Below are 13,681 nucleotides of genomic sequence, written 5' to 3'. Positions count from 1 at the left end.
TGTCCGGTGGCGCGCTGGTCCATTCGTGGCGCGGCGGCGGCTCTCGATCGATCCTCGAGGTCGGCGGCGACCGGTGCTGCCTCGCGCGCACTGGCGGGGCGGCTGCGCACCCACGTGTCGCTTGTCCGTGAAGGCCTCCTTGCCTACCTTGAGGGTAGGGAAGGAGGCCTTCACGGCGAGACAGAAGCCTCAGCGCGCCAGTTCGGAGACCAGCTCGTACGACCGCACCCGGTCCGCCTGGTCGTGCACCATGGTCGTGATCATCAGCTCGTTCGCGCCCGTGTCGGCCAGCAGGGTCTCGAGTCCCTTGTGGACCGTCTCGGGCGAGCCGATGATGCTGCTCGCGGCCCGGTCCTCGATGAACACGCGCTCGATGTCGGTGTACGGGTAGGCCGTGGCCTCTTCCGGGGTCGGCAGCGGAATGGGGCGGCCCTTGCGCAGGCTGAGGAACGTCAGGCCGCTGGGGGCGGCGAGGTACTGGGCGCGCTCGTCGGTCTCGGCGGCCACCACGGAGACGCCGAGCATCACGTACGGCTCGTCGAGGACGTCCGACGGTTTGAACGAGTCGCGGTAGAGCGCCACGGCGGGGAGCGTGTTCTCGGCGCTGAAGTGGTGCGCGAACGAGAACGGCAGGCCCAGTTCGCCCGTCATCCGCGCGCTGAAGCCGCTCGACCCGAGCAGCCACACCGGCGGCTTGTTGCCTTCGGCGGTGACGGCGTTGACGGCGCGCTGGTCGGAGTGCTCGAAGTAGGCCAGCAACTCCGCGAACTGCTGCGGGAAGTTCTCCGCGGTGAGCCCGCCGGGGCCGCGCAGCGCCAGGGCGGTCCGCTGGTCGGTGCCCGGGGCGCGCCCGATGCCGAGGTCGATCCGGCCGGGGTGGAACGCCTCCAGGGTGCCGAACTGCTCGGCCACCACCAGCGGCGCGTGGTTCGGCAGCATGACCCCGCCGGAGCCGACCCGGATGCGTTCGGTGGCGGCCGCGACCTGGCCGATCATCACGGCGGTCGCGGAGCTCGCGATACCGGGCATGTTGTGGTGCTCGGCGAGCCAGTACCGGTGGTAACCGAGGGCTTCGGTCCGGCGCGCGAGGTCGAGAGTGTTGCGCAGCGCGTCCGCGACACCGCCTCCGGCCACGACGGGCGAGAGGTCGAGCACGGACAGCGGGATGTCAGGCAAGGAGGTCACGCGTCGGTACAACGCCGCGGACCCGCGATCCCTTCCCGCACCTGTCGGTCGATCGAAATTAACCGACTCGATGTACCCGGTACGCGGCGGAGTCTTCCTGTTTCCAGGGTACGGTTGCCCCCTAATACGAGCGTGGGAAACCACTGAAAAGAAAGGATTAAAGGGTGCCGCGTCCGGAACGACCGTTGGACCCCGGGGACGATCCGTTGCTGGGGTTCGCCGCCGATCTCCGGCGTCTGCGGGAGAAGGCCGGGAATCCGACGTACCGGGAGCTGGGCAGGCGCGCCCACTACTCCGCCGGCACCCTCTCCGAGGCCGCCGGCGGGAAGAAGATGCCCAGCTTGGCGGTCACGTTGGCCTATGTCCGGGCGTGCGACGGCCCCGAGGAGGAGTGGGAGGCCCGATGGCACGACGTGACCGAGCGGACGCGTGCCGGAGTCGGTGATTCACCGATTGTCCCGGCGAATGGGGAATCGGTCCCTTATATCGGTCTGGCCGCATTCGGGCCGGAGGACGCGAGCCGATTCTTCGGGCGCGAACGACTTGTCGAAAAAATCGTCGGCAGGCTTTCGGGTCAACGATTCTTGGCCGTTCTGGGTGCTTCGGGTTCGGGTAAGTCGTCCTTGCTCAGGGCAGGCCTCCTTCCCGCGCTCGCCGAGACCTCCGTCACCCTGCTGATGACCCCGGGTTCACGGCCGTTGCAGGAGTGCGCCGTCCAGTTCGGCGCCGCGCTCGGGCTCGCACCCGGCGGGCTGCTCACCGAGTTCACCGACCATCCCCGCAACCTCGGCCTCGCCGCCCGTCAGCTGGTCGCCGACCGCGAGGGCGACGTCGTGCTGGTCGTCGACCAGTTCGAAGAGGTCTTCACACTCTGCCAGGACGCAGACGAACGGACGGCGTTCCTGTCGGCGCTGCTCACCGCGACGACCGAGCCGGAGAGCCGGGCCAGGGTCGTCCTCGGCATCCGCACCGACTTCTACACCCACTGCGCGCGGCATCCCGAGCTGGTCGAGGCCATGCAGGACGCGCAGATCCTCGTCGGCCCGATGAGCACCGAGGAGCTGCGGCAGGCCATCTCGCGGCCGGCGATCGACGCCGGGTACCGCGTCGAGAACGCGCTGGTCTCACGGCTCGTCGCCGACGCGACCGGGCAGCCCGGTGTGTTGCCGCTGCTCTCCCACGCACTGCTGGAGACCTGGCGCCGCCGTCATGGCAACACCCTCACCCTCACCGGCTACGAGTCCACCGGCGGGATCGAACGGTCGGTCGCGCAGACCTCCGAGCACACCTTCACCGCGCTGACCGAACACCAGCAGCGGCTGGCGAACCAGATCTTCCTGCGGATGACCGCGCTCGGTGAAGGCACCGAGGACACCAAACGCCGCATCACCCGCGACGAGGTGGACGCCGACGACCCGGACGTCGCCGTCGTGCTGGACAGGCTGGCGTCTTCGCGGCTGGTCACGCTCGACGACAACGGCATCGATATCGCGCACGAGGCGCTGATCCGGGGCTGGCCGCGCCTGCGCGAGTGGCTCGCCGAGGACCGTGAAGGCCTGCGTGTGCACCGCCAGCTCACCGAGGCGACCGACGCTTGGGAGTCCGTCGGCCGCGACGACGGCTGGCTCTACCGCGGCGCGCGGCTGGCCATCGCCAGGGAGTGGGCGGGGGAGCACGACAGCGCGCTTTCCCAGCGTGAGCGCCGGTTCCTCGAGGCGAGCGTCGCGATCGAGAACCACGAGCAGGCTGTCGCCCGGCGCCGCACCCGGCGGCTGCGTCAGCTGGTCGCGCTCCTGGCCGTGCTGCTCGTGCTGGCGACGGCGGCGATGGTGTACGCGGTGCGCGCCGAGCAGACCGCGACCAGCCAGCGCAACAGCGCGCTCGCGCAGAAGGTCGCCGGGCAGGCCATCGAGATGCGGACGACGAATCCGGCGCTGGCCGCGCAGCTCGCGCTGGCGGCGTACCGCGTCGATCCGAGCGTGGACACCCGCGGCAGCGTGCTCGGGATGTTCGAGTCGCCCTACTCGACCAGGGTCCGCGGGCACGGCCACCGCGTCAACGCGACCGCCCTGCGCGGCGACGGCCAGGTGATGGTCACCGGCAGCTGGGACCAGACGGCCAAGCTGTGGGACATCAAGGATCCCCACCGCCCGAACGAGCTGGCCACGCTCTCCGGGCACACCGCCAACGTCAACTCGGTGTCCTTCAGCGCCGACGGCGCGACGGTCGCGACGGCGGGCTGGGACAAGACCGCGCGACTGTGGAACGTCGCCGAACCGGCGAAACCCGGGCCGGGCGTACTGGTGGGGGAGCATCCGAGCCGGGTCAACGCGGTGGCGTTCAGCCCGAAGGCGGCGGTGCTCGCCACCGCGGACGGCGATGGCACGGTGCGCCTGTTCGACGTCCGCGATCCCGCGAAACCGGTGCTCGCGGCCACCCTCACCGGGCACACCGGCAACGTCAACGGTCTCGCCTACGCCCCCGACGGGCGGACGCTCGTCTCGACCGGCGCCGACAAGACCGCGCGGTTGTGGGACGTCGCCGACCCGCTCAAGGCCAGGCCACTCGGCGTGGTGAGCGGGCACACCGCGGGTATCCACTCCGCGGCGTTCAGCCCGGACGGCCGGACGCTCGCCACCGCGAGCATCGACCAGACCGCGCGCCTGTGGAACGTCGCCGATCCGATGGCGCCGTCACCGCTGGGGACGACGGCCGCGCACAAGACCATCGTGCGGTCCGTGGCGTTCAGCCCCGACGGGACGACGCTGGCCACGACCGGTTTCGACCGCGCCGCACGGCTGTGGGACATCGCCGATCCGGCGAAGCCGCGCGAGAAGCCGGCGCTCGTCGGGCATACCGCGGCCGTGGTCTGGGCGGTGTTCTCCCCGGACGGCCGCACGCTGGTGACGGCGAGCGACGACCAGACGGTACGGATGTGGGATCTGCCGGGTCCCGCGATCAGCGGTCCCGCGAGGTCGGCGTGCCGGGCGGTGTTCAGCTCCGACGGGAAGCTGCTGGCCACCGGCAGCCAGGACGGCGTGGTGCGCCTGGTCGACGTCTCCGACACCCGGAATCCGCGTGAGGTGGGCAAGGTCGCGGGCTTCGGCCAGGGCGTCTGCGGTCTCGCCTTCAGTCCGGACGGGCGGACGCTCGCCGCCGGCTCCTGGGACCACACCATGCGGCTGATCGACGTCACCGACCCGCGCAAGCCGGTCGACACCGGCGTCTTCTACCGCCCGTCGGACGAGATCGACCCCGTCGCGTTCAGTCCGGACGGCCGGACGCTCGCGACCGCGGGCAGCGGGCACACCGTGAAGCTGTGGGACGTCGCCGACATCCGGCGGCCGGTCGAACTCGCGACCCTCACCGGACACGAGGACGACGTCCATTCGATCGCGTTCAGCCCGGACGGCCGCATCCTGCTCAGCGGTGGCTGGGACCATACCGCCCGGCTGTGGGACGTCTCGATGGCGAAGGCGCCGAAGTCGCTTTCGGTATTGAAGGGGCACTCCGACACGGTGTTCTCGGTCGCCTACAGCCCGGACGGCAAACTCGCCGCGACCGGGAGCGCCGATCGCACCGGCAGGCTGTGGGACGTGACGAATCCGGCTGCCCCGCGGGAGGCGGCGCTGCTGGCCGGGCACACCGACAACGTCATCTCGGTCGCCTTCAGCGGGGGCGGGAAGACCTTCGCGACCGGCAGCTACGACCGGTCCGTGCGACTATGGGACGTCTCCGATCCGGGAGCCGTCCGCGAATCGGCGAACCTGACCGACGACGTCGACCGGGTCAACGCCGTGGCGTTCGCCCCCGACGGGCACACTCTCGCGGGCTCGGTCGCGGACGGCAGCGTGCGGTTGTGGGAGACCAGCCCCGAACGGGCCGCCGAACGCATCTGCGCGACCGTGTACCCGCGGATCACGGCGGAAGAGTGGGAACAACACCTGCCGGGGCTCGATTACCGGCCTCCGTGCCCGTGACCACGGCCGATTCGTTGTTCGGCGTTGTTGTTCGGTGAGATCGCCGTGACACCGAACAACGAACAGGCGCTAGAAATACCCCTGGACGTGCGATGCGTCCCCACATCGTTCACTCACCGGGGGTCTGAAGGGCTCCTTCAGGGCATTCACCAGTGTCCTGAAGGAGCCCTTCAGCTTTTTCGCGCACGCGTTTAGTCCTCTGGATGCGGTAGTTGCACACGCAACTACCGCATCCAGAGGACTAAACGCGTGAGGGGGTCAGGCGGCCGGGATCCAGTCCGGGTTCGAGGCCAGGACGGTCAGCTGCTGGGTCGCGCGGGTCAGCGCGACGTACAGCACCCGGCGTCCGGTGGTCGACTCCGTGATGAGGTCGTTGGGCTCCACCAGGACGACGGCGTCGTACTCGAGGCCCTTGGAGTCGAGGCTGCCGACGACCTTGAGCCGCTCGTCCGACAGCCCGTCGAGCCAGCCCTCGACCTCGGGCACCCGGTCCATGGCGGTGATCACGCCGACGGTGCCTTCGACGACACCCAGCATTTCCTTCACCGCGGTCTGCGTCGCCGCCTCCAGCCCGGCGGCCTCGACGGGCCGGACCTCCGGCGTGATACCGGTCTGCCGCACCGCGCGCGGGAGCTCGTCGGCCTCCGCGTGACCGGCGACGACCTTCGCGGCCAGGTCGAAGATCTCCGCCGAGTTCCGGTAGTTGGTGCGCAGGGTGAACCGGCGCCGCGTCGTCTTGAGCCCGAAGGCCTGGTCCCGCGCCATCGCGGCCTCGGCCGGATCCGGCCACGAACTCTGCACCGGGTCGCCGACCACGGTCCAGCTCGCGTACTTGCCGCGCCGCCCGACCATCCGCCACTGCATCGGCGAGAGGTCCTGCGACTCGTCGACGACCACGTGCGAGTACTCGTCGTAGTGCTCGGGCCGGGTCGGGGCGCCGCCGCGTTCCGGGTTGACCTCGACGTTCTGGCGGGTCCGGCGGCTCTTGGGCGGCGGGCCGATCAGGACGCGCAGCTCGTCGAGGAGCGCGACGTCCGCGATGGTCCAGCCGCGCGAGCGATCGGCGAAATCGGCCGCGAGCATGCTGATCTCGCCGCGGTTGAGCAGGCCTTTCGCCGCGGACGCGAGCCGCTTCTCGTCGCCGAGCCACCGCAGGATCTGCGCCGGGTACAGGATCGGCCACCAGACCACCAGGAACCGGTGGAATTCGATGCGCTCACCGAGTTCGGTGATCAGCTCGGCCTTGTCGATCTGACGGCCGTCGTCCTTCGCATGCTGCTCGGCCTTCGCGGCGAGCGCGTCGAGCAGTAGTTCGGCGGCGCGGATCCGCGACCGGTTCGGCGGCCCGCCCGCGGTGTGCACCTTGCGGCGAACCTTGTCGAGCTCGCGCGCGTTGAGCCGCAGCACCTCGCCGCGGTAGACGATCTTCATGTCCTCCGGCGCGTCTTCCGGCGTGTCCCGCAGCGCGCGCAGCAGGATCTTGCGCATCCGCAGCGATCCCTTGATCGCCGCAAGCGGCGCCGGGTCCTGGCGGGTCGCTTCGAGACCGTCGAGGACCTCGCCGAGCGCGCGCAGTTCGACGTTCGTCTCACCCATCGACGGCAGCACCCGCGAGATGTAGCTGGTGAACACCCCGGACGGGCCGATCACCAGCACGCCCGCGCCGCCGAGCTGGCGCCGGTGGCGGTAGAGCAGGTACGCCGCGCGGTGCAGCGCGACCGCGGTCTTGCCGGTGCCGGGGCCGCCGGTGATCTCCGTGACCCCGCGCCACGGCGCCCGGATGACCTCGTCCTGCTCCTTCTGGATGGTGGCGACGATGTCCCGCATCTTCTCGCCACGCGACCGCCCGAGCGCGGCCATCAACGCGCCTTCGCCGACGATCTGCATGCCGTCAGGGACCGCGTCCGCGATCAGGACGTCGTCGTCGACGTCGAGCACGGTTTGGCCGGAGCACCGGATCACCCGGCGCCGGACGACGTCCATCGGCTCCTCGGCCGTCGCCTGGTAGAACGCCGCGGCCGCGGGCGCGCGCCAGTCGGTGACGAGGTTGTCGAACTCGGCGTCGCGGATGCCGAGGCGGCCCACGTAGATGTGGTCGTTGTCGAGGTGGTCGAGCCTGCCGAACACCAGCCCCTCGTACTCCGCGTCGAGGGTCTGGAGGGTCTGATTGGCGTGGTACACCATCATGTCCCGTTCGAACAGCATGGACGCCTGCTCGAAGATGGCTTCCCGCCCGGCGCCATGGCCGATCTCATAGCCCTTGGTACGCATGGCCTCAGCCTGGGCTCGCAATTCGGCGAGCCGGGTGTAGACGGTGTCCACATGGGCTTGCTCGATGGCGATCTCGGCCCGTCTGACCCGAGGTTCGGACACGCAACGCTCCTAAACGCTTCTATCGCCTCCGAGGGCGAAGGACGACTCTACGCGAGCTGGGCGGCGGCTTCACCAAGTCCCGGCCAACGTCACGGCGGAAGGCGTTGAGGCACGATGCACGCATGACCAGGATCGTGGCGGGGACCGCGGGCGGCAGGCGGCTGAAGGTCCCGCCGAAAGGCACGAGGCCCACGTCGGAACGCGTGCGCGAGGCGCTGTTCAACGCGCTGGAGGTCGCCGGCGAGCTCCAGGGTGCCCAGGTCCTCGACCTTTACGCCGGTTCGGGCGCGCTCGGGCTGGAGGCGTTGTCCCGCGGCGCGTCCGGCGCGCTGTTCGTCGAGTCGGACCGGCGCGCGGTAGAAGTGCTCAAGGGGAACGTCGCCGCGCTGGGGCTCGGCGGCGCGGTCCGGGCCGGGGCCGTCGAGTCCGTCGTGGCCGCGCCGGCGCCGGAGACGTTCGACATCGTCCTCGCCGATCCGCCCTACGCTGTGGATTCCACCCGTCTGGGGGAGGTCATGGCCGCGCTCGCGGCGGGCCGGTGGGTCACGGACGGCGCGCTGGTGGTGATCGAGCGGGCCGCTAGGGACGGCGAGCCGGACTGGCCGCCGGGCTTCGAGCCGATGCGGACGAAGCGCTACGGCGACACCGCGCTCTACTGGGCCGAATATCAGGTGTGACGCAGAACGCGCAGAACGCGCAGGACGATCCTCGCCTTGGTAGCGTCCGCGCCATGCGGCGTGCGGTCTGTCCCGGGTCCTACGACCCGGCCACCAATGGACATCTCGACATCATCGAGCGGGCGGCGAAGCTGTTCGACGAGGTCGTCGTCGCGGTGGGGGTGAACAAGAGCAAGAAGGGCCTGTTCACCACCGAGGAGCGGATGGACATGCTTCGCGAGATCACCGCGAAGCTGCCGAACGTCCGCGTCGACTCGTGGCAGGGACTCCTGGTCGACTACTGCCGCGAGAACGACATCATCGCGGTCGCGAAGGGGCTGCGATCGGTCAGCGACTTCGACTACGAGCTCCAGATGGCGCAGATGAACCGCGAGCTGACCGGGCTCGAAACGCTGCTGATGGCCAACAACCCGGCGTACGGATTCGTGTCGAGTTCGCTGGTCAAGGAGGTCACCGCGCTCGGCGGCGACATCGAGCACCTGGTGCCGCCGATAGTGTTCAAACGCCTCTCGGAGAAGTACTCCGAACGAGGTTGACCCGAACGGCCGAAGCCGTTGGTCGGGCGTTGGTGAGCGGGGATGAAGAGTTCATCTCGGCGCCTTCTGGTGAATACACGATCGGGTTACGGTCCGAAAATGACCAACAAACGATCGCGGATCGCCGCCGCGCTGCTCGTTCTGCTTGTCACGTTCTTCGGCGGGCTGAGTGCCGCGCAGGCCACGGCCGCCCCCGTCTCGGTCCAGCAGAACCCGTGCGGGGATCTCACCGGGTTCAAGCACGTGTCGCTGTCGTCGCTGCCCGCCGAGGCGACGACGACCTACGACCTCATCCAGAAGGGTGGCCCGTTCCCGTACCCGGACAAGGACGGCACGGTCTTCTCCAACCGCGAGAACATCCTCCCGAAGTGCGCGTCGGGCTACTACCGCGAGTACACGGTCCCGACACCGGGCTCGCCCGATCGCGGTGCGCGCCGCATCGTCACCGGTAACGCCGGTGAGCACTTCTACACCGCCGACCACTACAAGACCTTCTCCGTGATCGACGCCGACGGCACCCCGGCGCCGTCCTGCGGCGACACCTCGAAGCTGACGAAGATCGGCTACTCGACGCTGTCCTCCGCGGCGAAGTCCGTGGTGGACAAGGCTCGCGGCGGCGCGACCGGCACGGTCTACGAGAACCGCGAAGGTGTCCTGCCGTCGTGCGCTTCCGGCTACTACCAGCTGTTCCCGGTGGGCACGAGCGACCGCGTGATCTCCGGCAAGGGCGGTGAGATCGTCTATACGCCGGACCGCTACGCGACCTTCAAACTGGTGAACCTCGCCGGCTGATCCGCCCCCGTGCAACATTTCGTGCCTCCCCGTCCGTGAGATACACCGGAACACGGACGAGGAGGCACGATGCGGTCTGGGGATGACGCGAGCTTCAGGGAGTTCGCCAGGGACAAGGCGCTACCGCTCAGGCGGACGGCGTATCTGCTCTGCGGCGACTGGCATCTCGCGGAGGATCTGGTCCAAACCGCGCTCATACGCCTTTACCGGGTCTGGCCGAAGGTCCGCCGGAAAGGGCCCGTCGACAACTACACGAGGCAGATCCTGATGCGCTGCTGGCTCGACGAGCGGCGACGACCATGGCGGAGCAGAGAGAACCGCGACGGCGTCGTCCCCGAAGAGCCCGTGGCCCCGGCCGATGCCGGGATCTCGGATTCGCTGCTTCGCGCCCTCGCCGAAGTTCCCCCGAAACAGCGCGCCGCCGTCGTGCTGCGCTGTTCGGAAGGGACGGTCAGGAGCCAGGCCGCGCGAGGACTCGACGTCCTGCGCGCGGCCCTGCAGAGACAGCACGACGAGGCTGTCTCCGGGAGGAGCGCGTGATGGACGAACTCGAAAACAGGCTGCGCGGGATCACACTGGCCGAACCCCCGCTCGGTTTCGACCCGGACGAGGTCGCCGGGACGGCGGCGAAGAAGGCGCGGAATCGGCGAGGGATCCTCGCCACCGGGGCCGCGACGCTGGCGGTGATCGCGGCCGCGGTGGTGTTCGTGGCGCCGGGGGACGATCCCGTGGTCACGCCCGCCGTGCCGACTGTCTCAGCGAAGCCGCCGGAAACCGGGAAACCGCCGGTGTCGCCGAAAGTGAATCTGACGGCTCAGAAAGCGCGGATCACCGGGCATCTGACGACCACGCTGCCCACCGTGCTCACCGGGGCCGGTGACATTCAGGTCCGCTCCATCCACCAGTTGCGGACCGAGAACGACTGGGACGTCCTCGTCGCCGTGGCCGGGTACCGGGACGCCGGCGGCTTCGCCCGTGCCCTCGTCATCACGATCAGCGGTACCGAGGCCGCCAAGCTGGGCTTCTCCCTCGAAGACAGCTGCAAGCCGGGACGAAAGGCCATCGCCGGACTCGACGCGGACATCTCCGGCGTGACGAGCGGCGAACCGGTGGACTGCGTGAAGCTGCCCCAAGCCGACGGAAGCACCGTCGTCCTCTCCGGGATCGTCCCGTCACTGCCTCCCGGTGAAGTCGAGGCCACGCGCGGGGCGGTCGTGTACCGGGCCGACGGCACGTCCGTGACCGTGACGGACAGCGCGGTCGACGGTGGCTCGCCCTCGTCCGACGATCAGCTGATCAGACTGGTCACGGATCCCGGGCTCAACCTGCGGTAGGTGGCGCGCGGTACCGGCGGGGACACGCCCGGTACCGCGCGCTTTCACCCCTTACGGCGGTGATGAGGGCAAACTGATCTCAGGGAATGTGGGGATCGCTGTAGCAGTAGGTAGGGAGTGGGCCGTGTACCGGGTTTTCGAGGCGCTCGACGAACTCGTCACCATCGTGGAGGAAGCCCGCGGCGTGCCGATGACCTCCAGTTGTGTCGTCCCGCGTGGGGACACCCTGGAACTGCTCGACGACATCCGCGACGCGCTGCCGGGCGAGGTGGACGACGCCCAGGACGTCCTGGACAAACGTGATCAGCTGATCCAGACCGCCCGCACCGAAGCGGCGGAGACGATCACCACGGCGAACACCGAGGCCGACCGCACGGTCGCCGACGCGCAGGCCGAGGCCGAGCGCATCCTCGCCGACGCCCGCGCCCGCGCCGAGCAGATGATGAGCGACGCGCACGCCGAGGCCGAGCGCATGGTCGCCGCCGGGCAGGCCGAGTTCCAGAACCTCACCGACCGCTCCCGCGCGGAGTCGGAGCGGATGATCCAGGCGGGCCGCGACGCCTACGAGCGCGCCATCGAGGACGGCCGCGCCGAACAGGCCCGGCTCGTCGCCCAGACCGAGGTCGTCCAGGCCGCGCACGGCGAGGCGGCCCGCATCGTCGACGAGGCGCACGTCGAGGCCGACAAGCAGCGCGGCGACTGCGACGCCTACGTCGACGGGAAGCTTGCCGAGTTCTCCGAACTGCTGGCGACCACGCTGCGGACGGTCGACTCCGGGCGCAACCACCTCCGGTCCCCGGTCAACCTGCCGGGCAACAGCCGGACGTCGCTGTACGACTACCAGTCCTGATCGCTCAAGTACTTGAAGGCTCCCTCCACGCGCTAGAGCCGGCTCGGGAACCCTGCGACACCAGTTCGACAGCTGTTCATCGCCCATGCCAGCGGCGGCGCTCGACGAACTTTCGCCACCGCACCGCGCCGCGCTGCTGGTTCATTTGGCAACGGAGGTGGTGAAGGCCTCCTTCCTTACCTTGAGGGTAGGTAAGGAGGCCTTCACGGCACTTCCGAGCTCCGGCCGCCCGAAAGTGAGTGGCGGTACCTGCGTACCCTGGTGACCGATGTCTGAGAACAAGTCGCCGCAGGCCAGGCCTGCGCAACTGGACGACCGGAACCCGTGGGTGCTCGACACCCGCGAACTCGGCCGTCACGCCGGCCTGAGCAAGGCCGTCCAACGGTCGATCCCCGTCGAGACCGCGCTCGGTGTGCCCGACGTCATCACCATCGACGCCGGTTCCACCCTCGGACTCGACCTGATGCTCGAGTCCGTCGTCGAGGGTGTGCTCGTCAGCGGCACGGCGTCCGCCGTCGCGACGGGGCACTGCTCGCGGTGCCTCGACCCGATCACCGAGGACGTCGAGGTCGACCTGACCGAGCTCTTCGCCTACCCCGGCTCCGCGACCGAGGAGACCACCGACGAGGACGAGATCCCGCGCCTGGTGGACGACCGGATCGACCTCGAGCCGACGGTCCGTGACGCGGTGGTGCTGGCACTGCCGCTGGCCCCGCTGTGCGCCGAGGACTGCCGGGGACTGTGCACCGAATGCGGTGTCAAGTGGGCCGATCTCGAGCCCGGGCACGGGCATGAGAAGATAGACCCTCGGTGGGCCGCGCTGGTCGATCGTTTCGATGACGAAACGGGCGATGACCAGGCTGATGGCCCCGGAAAGCAAGCCTGACGAGCACCAGCTCGTTCCGGAGAAGCAAGTTCGCTCGCGACCGCGGGCAGACCGTCTGAAGGAGATCTACTCGTGGCCGTCCCGAAGCGGAAGATGTCGCGATCCAACACCCGCGCGCGCCGCAGCCAGTGGAAGGCGGCTCCGGTTCAGCTGGTGCCCTGCTCCAACCGCGCCTGCAAGCAGCCGAAGCTCCAGCACATCGCGTGCCCGGCCTGCGGCCAGCACAACGGTCGCCAGGTCGTCGAGCCCGCCTGATCGGCAGCCGACGACATGGGGGGCAAATCTGCCGGTGGACCACCCGCGGACCCCGCACCACTGCTCGAAGCTCTCGGGATCACGATCGAACCCGAGCTGCTGACGCTGTCGCTGACCCACCGTTCTTATGCCTATGAGAACGGTGGGTTGCCGCCGAACGAGCGTTTGGAGTTCCTCGGCGACGCGGTGCTGGGCCTGGTCGTCACCGACCACCTCTACAACACCCATCCCGAACTGGCCGAGGGACAGCTCGCGAAGCTCCGGGCCAGCGTGGTCAACATGCACGCGCTGGCCAGGGTCGCGCGCGGCCTCGGTGAGGGCGGGCTGGGCAAGCACCTGTTGCTGGGCAAGGGCGAAGAGCTCACCGGCGGCCGGGACAAGGCGAGCATCCTCGCCGACGGGCTCGAAGCCGTCATCGGCGCCGCGTACCAGCAGCACGGCATCGACGTCGCGCGCAAGCTCGTGCACCACCTGTTCGACGACCTGCTCGCCGAGGCGCCGCTGCGTGGCGCCGGCCTGGACTGGAAGACCAGCCTCCAGGAGCTGACGGCGTCGGCCGGGCTCGGCGTGCCCGAGTACAAGGTCGAGGACACCGGGCCCGATCACCGCAAGGAGTTCAGCGCCACCGTCCTCGTCGGCGGGCGTGAACTCGGCTACGGCTCGGGAACGACCAAGAAGGAAGCCGAGCAGAAGGCCGCCGAGACGGCCTGGCGACAGCTTTCGGCCGAGCTCGACGTCGACCAGCCGCCGAAGACGACCTGAGTCTTCCTCAGCGGGACGGTTCGTTGACGCACGAGCCGGTGAATCAGTAAC

At 69.5% G+C, this 13,681-nt stretch carries 12 protein-coding genes; 10 read left to right on the top strand and 2 right to left on the bottom strand.

Features of this window, described 5'->3' with window-relative positions:
- Positions 1-189: 189 nt before the first annotated feature.
- On the bottom strand, positions 190-1,185 hold the full coding sequence (locus tag AC069H_RS06395; protein ID WP_478231570.1) for an LLM class flavin-dependent oxidoreductase: 996 nt from the start codon (positions 1,183-1,185) through the stop codon (positions 190-192).
- Between the two features lie 164 nt (positions 1,186-1,349).
- Here AC069H_RS06395 and AC069H_RS06390 point away from each other — a divergent pair, with 164 nt between their 5' ends.
- Positions 1,350-5,165, top strand: a complete 3,816-nt coding sequence (locus AC069H_RS06390; protein WP_478231569.1) for an nSTAND1 domain-containing NTPase — start codon at positions 1,350-1,352, stop codon at positions 5,163-5,165.
- Positions 5,166-5,423: 258 nt separating this feature from the next.
- Here the strand turns inward: AC069H_RS06390 and AC069H_RS06385 are convergent, their stop codons facing one another.
- Positions 5,424-7,538: a HelD family protein gene (locus AC069H_RS06385; protein ID WP_478231568.1), complete on the bottom strand. Its 2,115-nt coding sequence runs from the start codon at positions 7,536-7,538 to the stop codon at positions 5,424-5,426.
- Positions 7,539-7,660: 122 nt separating this feature from the next.
- On the opposite strand from AC069H_RS06385, the gene rsmD reads away from it, so the two are divergent.
- The 9 genes from rsmD to rnc all read left to right on the top strand — a co-directional run bounded on the left by rsmD (position 7,661) and on the right by rnc (position 13,630).
- The gene (rsmD, locus tag AC069H_RS06380; RefSeq protein WP_034323500.1) at positions 7,661-8,215 is read left to right on the top strand and encodes a 16S rRNA (guanine(966)-N(2))-methyltransferase RsmD; all 555 of its coding nucleotides are present in this window, start codon (positions 7,661-7,663) and stop codon (positions 8,213-8,215) included.
- 53 nt (positions 8,216-8,268) lie between these two features.
- Positions 8,269-8,751 (top strand): pantetheine-phosphate adenylyltransferase, encoded by a 483-nt coding sequence (coaD, locus tag AC069H_RS06375; RefSeq protein WP_016336395.1) that lies wholly within the window; start codon positions 8,269-8,271, stop codon positions 8,749-8,751.
- Between the two features lie 99 nt (positions 8,752-8,850).
- On the top strand, positions 8,851-9,543 hold the full coding sequence (locus tag AC069H_RS06370; protein ID WP_478225725.1) for a ribonuclease domain-containing protein: 693 nt from the start codon (positions 8,851-8,853) through the stop codon (positions 9,541-9,543).
- A gap of 69 nt (positions 9,544-9,612) precedes the next feature.
- Entirely contained in the window at positions 9,613-10,083 is a 471-nt protein-coding gene (locus AC069H_RS06365; RefSeq protein WP_478231567.1) for an RNA polymerase sigma factor, read from the top strand.
- Complete coding sequence (locus tag AC069H_RS06360; RefSeq protein ID WP_478231566.1) at positions 10,083-10,877, top strand: hypothetical protein; 795 nt, start codon at positions 10,083-10,085, stop codon at positions 10,875-10,877. The genes AC069H_RS06365 and AC069H_RS06360 overlap by 1 nt, the downstream gene beginning before the upstream one ends.
- 124 nt (positions 10,878-11,001) lie before the next feature.
- Positions 11,002-11,727, top strand: coding sequence for a DivIVA domain-containing protein (locus AC069H_RS06355; RefSeq protein ID WP_034323487.1), 726 nt, complete (start codon positions 11,002-11,004; stop codon positions 11,725-11,727).
- 268 nt (positions 11,728-11,995) lie between these two features.
- Positions 11,996-12,613: a YceD family protein gene (locus AC069H_RS06350; protein ID WP_478225722.1), complete on the top strand. Its 618-nt coding sequence runs from the start codon at positions 11,996-11,998 to the stop codon at positions 12,611-12,613.
- A gap of 72 nt (positions 12,614-12,685) precedes the next feature.
- Positions 12,686-12,868, top strand: a complete 183-nt coding sequence (gene rpmF, locus AC069H_RS06345; RefSeq protein ID WP_005160412.1) for a 50S ribosomal protein L32 — start codon at positions 12,686-12,688, stop codon at positions 12,866-12,868.
- 15 nt (positions 12,869-12,883) lie between these two features.
- Positions 12,884-13,630: a ribonuclease III gene (gene rnc / locus AC069H_RS06340; RefSeq protein ID WP_034323482.1), complete on the top strand. Its 747-nt coding sequence runs from the start codon at positions 12,884-12,886 to the stop codon at positions 13,628-13,630.
- Positions 13,631-13,681 lie beyond the last annotated feature (51 nt).

The sequence above is a fragment of the Amycolatopsis sp. NPDC043887 genome, from assembly GCF_056435665.1.
The sequence above is the reverse complement of the archived record's forward strand: the minus strand, read 5'-3'. Positions and strand labels throughout refer to the sequence as shown.

Bases quoted from the DNA above. Each gene is read 5' to 3' on its own strand.
- AC069H_RS06350 (WP_478225722.1), top strand. From the start codon at position 11,996: ATGTCTGAGAACAAGTCGCCGCAGGCCAGGCCTGCGCAACTGGACGAC.
- rnc (WP_034323482.1), top strand. From the start codon at position 12,884: ATGGGGGGCAAATCTGCCGGTGGACCACCCGCGGACCCCGCACCACTG.
- AC069H_RS06370 (WP_478225725.1), top strand. From the start codon at position 8,851: ATGACCAACAAACGATCGCGGATCGCCGCCGCGCTGCTCGTTCTGCTT.
- AC069H_RS06365 (WP_478231567.1), top strand. From the start codon at position 9,613: ATGCGGTCTGGGGATGACGCGAGCTTCAGGGAGTTCGCCAGGGACAAG.
- coaD (WP_016336395.1), top strand. From the start codon at position 8,269: ATGCGGCGTGCGGTCTGTCCCGGGTCCTACGACCCGGCCACCAATGGA.
- AC069H_RS06360 (WP_478231566.1), top strand. From the start codon at position 10,083: ATGGACGAACTCGAAAACAGGCTGCGCGGGATCACACTGGCCGAACCC.
- rsmD (WP_034323500.1), top strand. From the start codon at position 7,661: ATGACCAGGATCGTGGCGGGGACCGCGGGCGGCAGGCGGCTGAAGGTC.